The 9,444-nt window shown below is 40.5% G+C and carries 9 protein-coding genes; all 9 read left to right on the forward strand.

The features are described 5' to 3' along the window. The first annotated feature begins 166 nt into the window (after positions 1 to 166). The 9 genes from JOC28_RS09785 (at position 167) to der (ending at position 9,302) form a co-directional block, all read left to right on the forward strand. On the forward strand, positions 167 to 721 hold the full coding sequence (locus tag JOC28_RS09785; protein ID WP_205010503.1) for a LemA family protein: 555 nt from the start codon (positions 167 to 169) through the stop codon (positions 719 to 721). A gap of 10 nt (positions 722 to 731) precedes the next feature. After that, positions 732 to 1,625: a zinc metalloprotease HtpX gene (htpX, locus tag JOC28_RS09790; RefSeq protein ID WP_205010504.1), complete on the forward strand. Its 894-nt coding sequence runs from the start codon at positions 732 to 734 to the stop codon at positions 1,623 to 1,625. 199 nt (positions 1,626 to 1,824) lie between these two features. Next, positions 1,825 to 2,358: a YceD family protein gene (locus JOC28_RS09795; RefSeq protein ID WP_205010505.1), complete on the forward strand. Its 534-nt coding sequence runs from the start codon at positions 1,825 to 1,827 to the stop codon at positions 2,356 to 2,358. 208 nt (positions 2,359 to 2,566) lie between these two features. After that, complete coding sequence (locus JOC28_RS09800; protein WP_205010506.1) at positions 2,567 to 3,259, forward strand: response regulator transcription factor; 693 nt, start codon at positions 2,567 to 2,569, stop codon at positions 3,257 to 3,259. A gap of 50 nt (positions 3,260 to 3,309) precedes the next feature. After that, the gene (locus tag JOC28_RS09805; protein WP_205010507.1) at positions 3,310 to 4,785 is read left to right on the forward strand and encodes a HAMP domain-containing sensor histidine kinase; all 1,476 of its coding nucleotides are present in this window, start codon (positions 3,310 to 3,312) and stop codon (positions 4,783 to 4,785) included. Between the two features lie 445 nt (positions 4,786 to 5,230). After that, positions 5,231 to 5,722: a transcriptional regulator NrdR gene (gene nrdR, locus JOC28_RS09810; protein WP_205010508.1), complete on the forward strand. Its 492-nt coding sequence runs from the start codon at positions 5,231 to 5,233 to the stop codon at positions 5,720 to 5,722. Then, positions 5,709 to 6,872: a DnaD domain-containing protein gene (locus tag JOC28_RS09815; RefSeq protein ID WP_205010509.1), complete on the forward strand. Its 1,164-nt coding sequence runs from the start codon at positions 5,709 to 5,711 to the stop codon at positions 6,870 to 6,872. The genes nrdR and JOC28_RS09815 overlap by 14 nt, the downstream gene beginning before the upstream one ends. A 27-nt stretch (positions 6,873 to 6,899) precedes the next feature. After that, on the forward strand, positions 6,900 to 7,802 hold the full coding sequence (gene dnaI / locus JOC28_RS09820) for a primosomal protein DnaI (protein WP_205010510.1): 903 nt from the start codon (positions 6,900 to 6,902) through the stop codon (positions 7,800 to 7,802). A gap of 189 nt (positions 7,803 to 7,991) precedes the next feature. Beyond that, the gene (gene der, locus JOC28_RS09825) at positions 7,992 to 9,302 is read left to right on the forward strand and encodes a ribosome biogenesis GTPase Der (protein WP_205010511.1); all 1,311 of its coding nucleotides are present in this window, start codon (positions 7,992 to 7,994) and stop codon (positions 9,300 to 9,302) included. Positions 9,303 to 9,444 lie beyond the last annotated feature (142 nt).

Consider the following 9,444-nt stretch of genomic DNA (forward strand, 5'->3'; position numbering starts at 1 on the left):
GCTTTAGCTGCTGCAACGAGCTCTCCGATTGGTCAACTCAAAAAGTGGATTTAGGACTTTGAAAATTGTTTCCGAGGATTACTTGACACAAACAGAATGATTATTTTCTTTTTCAAACTATCTAAAAATTGTTATAATGGTAGAAAAATAAAGACGAGGTATTTTCATGGCTATTATTATCATCATTGCTATCATCGCGGTTCTGGCTATCTGGCTCATTGTCAGCTACAACGGCTTGGTTAAGAGTCGCATGCAGACCAAGGAATCTTGGAGTCAGATTGACGTTCAGTTGAAGCGTCGTAACGACCTGCTTCCTAACCTGATTGAAACGGTTAAGGGCTATGCCTCTTACGAGGAGAAGACTTTTGAGAAAATTGCAGAGCTTCGAGCTCAGGTTGCGCAAGCACAGACGCCTGCCCAAGCGATGCAGGCTTCAGAAGCTCTTACCAAGCAGGTTTCAGGTATCTTTGCAGTGGCGGAAAATTATCCTGACCTAAAAGCTAACGCTAGCTTTGTCAAACTTCAGGACGAATTGACCAATACAGAGAACAAAATCTCATACTCACGCCAGCTCTACAACACAACAACATCAAACTACAATGTCAAATTAGAAACCTTCCCAAGCAATATTGTTGCTAAGATTTTCGGCTTTAAAGCCAGCGAATTTTTGGAAACGCCAGCAGAAGAAAAGGAAGTTCCAAAAGTTTCCTTTGATTTTTAAGGAGTAGACTATGCTCTATCAACAAATTGCGAGTAATAAACGACGAACGCAGGTCTTGATTGTCCTCTTTTTCGCCCTCTTATCAGCAATCGGTGCAACAGTAGGTTATCTTTTTGTCGGCAATCTGACCTTTGGCGTAGCTATTGCCCTCATTATTGGAGCCATCTATGCCTTTTCTATGATTTTCCAGTCTACCAATGTGGTCATGTCTATGAACAATGCCCGTGAAGTGACTGCCGAAGAAGCGCCCCAACTCTACCATATTGTTGAAGATATGGCTATGGTTGCCCAGATTCCTATGCCTCGTGTCTTTATCGTGGAAGATAAGAGTCTTAACGCCTTTGCGACAGGCTCTAGTCCGGAAAATGCTGCTGTCGCTGCTACTACAGGTCTTCTTGAGGTTATGAATCGTGAAGAGCTTGAAGGTGTTATTGGACATGAGGTCAGTCATATCAGAAACTATGATATCCGCATTTCGACCATAGCTGTCGCTCTCGCATCAGCCATTACCCTAATTTCAAGTATCGGTGGACGAATGATGTGGTTCAGCGGCGGGCGCAGACGTTCTAATGATCGTGAGGATAACGGTCTTGGAATTCTTATGTTGCTTTTTTCAATCCTAGCCATCGTGCTAGCTCCTTTGGCAGCAACTTTGGTTCAGCTAGCGATTTCTCGTCAGCGTGAGTATTTGGCAGATGCGAGCTCGGTTGAATTGACTAGAAATCCTCAAGGAATGATAAATGCCCTTCAAAAATTAGAAACTTCTAGTCCAATGTCTCATCATGTTGATGAGGCAAGTGCAGCTCTCTATATCAATGATCCCATGAAAAAAGAAGGATTCAAGTCCCTCTTTTACACCCATCCACCTATTGCAGATCGTATTCAGAGATTAAAAGAAATGTAGACAGTTCATAAAATTTCTGCTATAATTAGTTTATCTGATTATTTTCAAAAATCTATTATTTAATAATCATAAGTTAAGACCAGTTAGAGGGATCTAACTGGTTGTTTTGGATTAAGTATATGAGCTTTAGGATGACATTTGCGTCAGTTTATCCAATGTTTATGTATTTAATAGGAAGAAAGTTAAGGAGAGGTAAGGTTTGTTTCATCTTTTAGATATCAAAAAGCATGATGACGGTATCTCTTTTGACCAGACAGTTGATGTTAAGGCACAGCTTTTGGCAAGAGATCCCGACATTATCGATGTGGACTCTGTTCATGTGGTAGGAAATATCTCATTTGATTCAGGGCTCTATTTATTGAATTACGATTTGACCTATCGCTTAGTGCTTCCTTCGAGTCGATCGATGGAGCCGGTAGCGTTTGATAATCAATTATTTATCAGCGAGGTTTTTATTGAGGAGCAGGATGTTGCTTCTAAGAAAGAATTGGTCGAAGATGACTTGGTTCTTATCTTGGAGGGTGACTCTGTTAATCTTGAAGATAGCGTTGTCGATAATATTTTGTTGAATATTCCTCTAAGAGTTTTAACAGAAGCTGAATTAGAAAATGAGGATTTACCATCAGGAGAGTCATGGTCAGTCCTTACTGAAGATCAGTATCAAGCCTTGCAGGAAGAGAAAAAGGTAGAAAATAATCCATTTTCAGCCCTAAATGGACTATTTGAAGATTAAAAAAATAGATTTTTAGTATACAATTCTAAGCCTTTTAATTTGATTATGCAAATTAAAAATAGTATACTTTAAAAGGTAAGTATCTTTTGTGAGAAATGAATATAGAAGAAAAGGGTTTCTAGAAGAGTTTCTATAGGATTTCTAACGTATTTACAGATAAAAACAAAAATAGAAAAAATAATCCTTGAAGATTATTATGGTGGTAGTTATGTCAAAACGTATTCTTATTATCGAAGATGAGAAGAATCTGGCTCGTTTTGTCTCATTGGAACTTCAACATGAAGGTTATGAAGTTACTGTTGAACACAACGGTAGGTCAGGTCTTGAAACAGCTCTTGAAAAAGACTTTGATTTGATCCTTTTGGATCTTATGTTGCCAGAAATGGATGGGTTTGAAGTGACTCGTCGTCTGCAACAAGAAAAAACAACACACATTATTATGATGACAGCACGTGATTCTGTTATGGATATCGTTGCTGGTCTTGACCGTGGTGCTGATGGTTATATCATCAAACCATTTGCCATTGAAGAATTGCTTGCGCGTGTCCGCTCAGTATTCCGTCGTCAAGACATCTTTGAAAACAAAGTGACATCAACAAAAGGTGATGTTACCTATCGCGATTTGAAGTTGGATGCCCAAAACCGTTCTGTACTCCGTGGCGATACTCTTATCCCATTGACAAAACGTGAGTATGACTTGTTGAGCACACTGATGAACAATATGAACCGTGTAATGACTCGCGAAGAGCTTCTTGCACAAGTCTGGAAATACGATGAAGCAGTTGAGACCAACGTTGTCGATGTTTACATCCGTTATCTCCGTGGTAAAATTGATATTTCTGGAAGAGAGTCATACATCCAAACCGTTCGTGGAATGGGTTACGTAATCCGTGAATCATGATCAAACGTATAGGTAAAAATTCTATTTTAAAAATGCCTATTAGAAAAAAAATGACCCTTGTAACATCAGGGCTTTTTTTTCTAATATTGTTGCTATTTTCGATTGTCATGTTGGTATCAGCCAATTTCCTTCTCTTAGATCATGAGAGGAGTGCTGTAACAACAACTATTAAGAACGTCAGCAAGCGTTTCAAGGGATTGGACAGTGAGGTTACAGCGGAGTCTATCTTGCAGTACCTCTATGCACCAGAAAGTGTAACGGCAACGGTTACCAACAATCTTCTTTATGAGAAGAATATTTCGGGGAGCCGCATTGCCATTTCCAGCCTGCTCTATTCTAACCAGATTGTCTATATTTATGATAATAGCAATCATCTGGTCTTTACAACGGCTTCGTCTGTTAATGAGGATGGAGAGTCTCACGATAAGATTGCGACTAAGACTGGTGTTGTGACCATGTCTGAAAATCAGGGAAAACGAGGCTACTATTATAGTCTTGTCTTGAAAGATGCCTCTGGTAAAAAGAAAATTGGTTATATCCAGATTTTCCACAATCTCGAGTTTTACTACACGATTAAAGATAGGCTCTTTTATCTCCTCATAATCTTGGTTATCGGGACGGTCCTTTTGGTCTTTTTGGTAACGACAAGGACTATCAAACTCTTCTTGAATCCAATGCAGGATCTGCATGAAGCCATGACCATGATTGCTGAGAACCCTATGGAATTGAATGTTCGTTCCAAGGTTGAGAGTGGTGATGAGATTGAAGAACTCTCGCTTATCTTCAATGATATGTTGGATAAGCTTGAGCGTCAGAGCAAGTTGCAGAATCAATTTGTCAGTGATGTCAGTCATGAATTGAGGACACCTATTGCTGTTATTAAGGGACACTTAGACCTCTTGCAGCGCTGGGGTAAAAATGATCCTGAGATTCTTGATGAAAGTTTGGAAGCTTCAAGTTATGAAGCTAATCGTATGAACCTTATGATTAGTGAAATGCTGGATATGATCCGAATTCAAGGAAGTTTTGAAAGCCACCAAAACGAAGTGTCAGATATCAAAGAGTCTGCTCACAAGGTTTTGGGAAATTTCAAGGTCCTTCACAGCGAATTTATCTTCACCTGCGAAGCGTCACCAAATGCTGGTTACACACCTGCTAAAATCTATACTCCACACCTAGAACAGGCCATGACTATTTTGATTGATAATGCGGTCAAGTATTCACCAGTCAATAAGGAAATTACCATTGGTCTAGAGGAGTTAGAAGAGGTTTATCGCCTCAGTATTCGAGACAAGGGAGAAGGGATTGCCAAGGAAGACTTGCAGCATATCTTTGAACGTTTCTACCGCACAGATAAGTCTCGTAATCGCACAAGCACAAAATCAGGTTTGGGAATCGGTTTGTCCATTCTTCAGCAGATTATTCAAGCCTATCATTGTCGACTTGAAGTGACTAGTGAGGTTGATAAGGGGTCAGTCTTTACCTTGATAATTCCTAAGGTAGTTGACGAGCCTTACACTAACTAAAAAAATCTGAGGCTGGGACAAAAGTCCTAGCCTCAGATTTTTTATAATCTAGTTTGCAAGGCGCAGGGGTTGAGTGGTCTCTAATTCGTTGATAAATCAACTCTTACAGCCCTACTTTGATATCAAGCTTCGCTTGATTTTATCTGTAACCTCAAAAGGTTCCCCGAACCTTTTGAGCTATGCGGAGGTGGGAGTGAAACAGTCTGGGAATAGACTGTTTCAGGTCAGCAACCAAAAATAAAGATTTGCTGACAAAATCGAATTCCTTCATACTAAATGCTAAAACTATCTCCCAGATAGTTTTACTGTCCCACTCTCTTTTTCGTGTCTCAGCTCTGCCATTATCCTTAGTCAGAGACCAAGTTTACTATCAATCGCTTTTGTTATGGGATAAATTGTGATAGAATAAGATGTTAAATTAAAATGGTAGAATTGGGGTGTTTTCATGCGTTGTCCAAAATGTGGTTATACAAAGTCAAGTGTTATTGATAGTCGTCAAGCTGAAGAGGGGACTACTATTCGAAGACGCCGTGAATGTGATAACTGTCAAAATCGTTTCACAACTTTTGAACGTATCGAGGAGTTGCCACTCTTGGTTGTTAAAAAAGATGGAACTCGTGAGCAGTTTTCACGTGATAAGATTCAACATGGTATTATTCAGAGTGCGCAAAAACGCCCAGTTTCTAGTGACGATATTGAAAAATCTATCTCACGTATTGAGCAAAAGGTTCGTTCTGAGTATGAAAATGAGGTGCCAAGTACAGTCATCGGAAATCTAGTCATGGATGAGTTGGCTGATTTGGATGAAATTACTTATGTGCGTTTTGCCTCTGTCTACAAGAGTTTCAAAGATGTTGATGAGATTGAGGAACTCTTGCAGCAGATTACCAAGCGTGTCCGCAGTAAGAAAAAGAGTAGTGTAGATGAGACCGATTGATAGCTTTTCTTTTCTTAAGGCTAATCTTGTGACGACAGATAGTCGTGATTTGATGCGATATTACTATCCAATTATCGGTGCAGATGGGTTGGTGGTCTATCAGTATCTGGTAAGTTTTTGGGATAATGGTGCAAAAAAACACCAGTTCGCAGAGATTCTTAACCACACTCTCTTTGGCATGCAACGTTTTGAAGAAGCGCTAGCAATTCTGACTGGAATGGACTTGGTGCGTTTTTATCAGCAACAGCAGGATTATTTGATTGAGTTGCTGCCGCCTCTATCTGGTGCAGACTTTCTAGCAAATGCCGTCTATACAGGACTTTTAGAACAGAAAATTGGTCATTTGGCTCTGGAAGAAATGCGCAGCTATTTGCCTGAAAATGTTCAAAACTTGTCCAAGAAGTTTTCTGAAGTTTTTGATGCGACTGGTCAGGTTGCCCTGCAATCTGCTAAAACCAAGACTAATTTTGATTTAGAATCTTTCAAGAAATTGATGGTTCGTGATGGTCTCTCTTTTGAAAAAGAGGCTAGCGATGTCGTGGCTCTCAATCATTTTGCAGAGCGTTATGAATTGACCTGGTATGATACCTACCTCTTGGCGCGTGAGACAGCTGTTAATTTCAAGATTTCACTTTCTCGTATGCAGGCTAAAAAAGAGCAGAAGCCACTTGAAAAATCGAACTCGGATACTTTTAGTCCACAAGAGGAAGTTATTATCCGTGAGGCAAAGGCTGATAAGGCTGATGTCTTTCTAGCAAAGATTAAAAAGGCTAGACAGGCGACTATTACCGCAGATGAACGTAAGATTTTATCGGATTTGGCAGCGATGTCCTTCTTGGATGAAGTTATCAATATCATGATTCTCTACACCATCAATAAGACCAAGTCTGCCAATGTTAACAAGCGCTACTTGATGAAGATTGCCAATGATTTTTCTTATCAGAAGGTGATGACGGCAGAAGATGCTGTGCTTAAGATGCGTGATTTCACAGAACGTAAGAAACAGGTTTCGACCAAGTCAAGTCAGGAAAGCAATTCCAATATTCCAAGTTGGAGTAATCCAGATTACAAAAACGAAACAAGTCAAGAAGAACAGGCGAAATTGGATCAGATGAAGCAAGCAATGCTTGATAAGCTGAGAAAGGATTAGCCTAGAAGAATAGGAAGGAGTGACGATATGGAAAAAGTCGGTCAGACCCTGAATAAATCTCAAAATGCAGGGCGAGTTACACCAGAAGCCCTGACTCAGGCTATTCTAGCGGATCCCGATGTGGCTGCTTTTATCAGCCAGCACAGCTTGTCCCAAGATGAAATTAAACGTAGTCTGCCTAAGTTTAACCAATTCAGAAATGAGCGTGCCAAGTTCCTCTCAGGGGATAGCTCTTATATTGCCAAGGGTTACCAACCTATATTGACCATGAACGAGGGTTATGCTGATGTTACCTATCTGGAAACGCGTGAACTCAAAGAGGCTCAAGAGAAACAGGCTATTGAAAATCGCATTCATCTCATGAGTCTGCCTAAGTCTTACAAGCACATCTCTTTTGACGATGTCTTGTTGGATGATAGTCGTCGCTTGGTCAGCTTTGGTAATCTGGTTGATTTTGTCAATGATTATCCTGATCAAGGTCAAAAAGGACTCTATCTTTATGGAGATATGGGTGTCGGTAAGTCTTATCTGCTGGCTGCCATGGCTCATGAATTGTCTGAGAAAAAGGGTGTGACGACAACCATGTTGCACTATCCATCCTTTACAATTGATGTTAAAAATGCTATCAATGAAGGTCGTGTCAAGGAAGAAATTGATGCGGTCAAGGCAGCACCTGTTCTTATCCTTGATGATATCGGTGCTGAGCAATTTTCATCATGGGTCCGTGATGAGGTCCTTCAAGTTATCTTACAGTATCGCATGCTTGAAGAACTACCAACCTTCTTCACCTCTAACTACTCTATGGCCAATCTAGAAGCTAAGCTGGCTGATGGGCGTAAGGGAGACGAATCTTGGCAGGCAAAACGTGTTATGGAACGTGTGCGTTTCCTAGCTCAAGAAATTCATCTAGAAGGTGAAAACCGTCGTTAAAATTAATGAAATAATCACAAGTTAACTGTGACTTACAGCAAAAAATATAGAAAGGCTGATTGGTATAGTAGATTGAGAAAGGAATAGGACTAGGCAAGGATCTGAAGATAGAACTGACGTTCATCGAAGCGACTTGAACTCCGTCCTAACCTTTATTTAATCCACTATAACAACCAATCTGAAAAGACTATGTCATTACCTACAGTTGCTATTGTCGGGCGTCCTAATGTTGGAAAATCGACACTCTTTAACCGTGTAGCTGGTGAACGTATCTCTATCGTCGAAGACGTTGAGGGAGTAACACGTGACCGTATCTACACAACTGCCGAATGGCTCAACCGCAAGTTCTCTATCATCGATACAGGAGGTATCGACGATGTGGACGCACCATTTATGGAGCAAATCAAGCACCAAGCTGATATTGCCATGACTGAAGCTGATGTTATCGTCTTTGTCGTTTCTGGTAAAGAAGGTGTGACAGATGCGGACGAGTATGTGGCTCGTATCCTTTATAAGACTAATAAACCTGTTATCCTTGCGGTCAATAAGGTTGATAATCCTGAGATGCGTAACGATATCTATGATTTCTACTCACTTGGTTTGGGTGATCCTATGCCTGTATCATCTGTTCACGGGATTGGTACAGGGGATGTTTTAGATGCTATTGTTGAAAACCTTCCTCAAGAAGTAGAAGATGAAAATCCAGACATCATCAAGTTTAGCCTTATTGGTCGTCCTAATGTTGGTAAATCAAGTCTTATCAATGCTATTTTGGGCGAAGACCGTGTGATTGCTAGTCCGATTGCAGGAACGACTCGTGATGCTATTGATACTAACTTCACTGATAGTGAAGGGCAAGAGTACACTATGATTGATACGGCAGGTATGCGTAAGTCTGGTAAGGTTTATGAAAATACTGAGAAGTACTCTGTCATGCGTTCTATGCGTGCCATTGACCGCTCGGATGTTGTTCTTATGGTCATTAATGCTGAAGAGGGGATTCGTGAGTACGACAAGCGTATCGCAGGTTTTGCCCATGAAGCAGGTAAGGGTATTATCATCGTCGTTAACAAGTGGGACACGCTTGAAAAAGACAATCACACGGTTGCTCAGTGGGAAGCTGATATTCGCGATAACTTCCAATTCTTGAGCTATGCACCGATTGTCTTTGTTTCTGCAGTGACAAAACAACGCTTGCATAAGTTGCCAGAACTGATCAAACGTATCAGTGAAAGCCAAAATAAACGTATCCCTTCAGCTGTCCTTAATGATGTGATTATGGATGCTATCGCTATCAATCCAACACCGACAGACAAGGGTAAACGTCTTAAAATTTTCTACGCGACACAGGTTGCGGTTAAGCCACCGACATTTGTCATCTTTGTCAACGAAGAAGAGCTCATGCACTTCTCATATCTTCGTTTCTTGGAAAATCAAATTCGTGAAGCCTTTACCTTTGAAGGGACTCCGATTCATCTGATTGCTCGTAAACGTAAATAGACTATGAAAGAGAATTTGGAAAGTCATTTTCCAAGTTCTCTTTTTTACGGCTCTTTGTCAACTGTAGTGGGTTGACTAATAATTAAGTACGAGAGAGAATCGGCTCTTTGTCAACTGTAGTGGGTTGACTAAATAATTAAGC

This window comes from Streptococcus loxodontisalivarius (assembly GCF_016908645.1).
Taxonomy (GTDB): Bacteria; Bacillota; Bacilli; order Lactobacillales; family Streptococcaceae; genus Streptococcus; species Streptococcus loxodontisalivarius.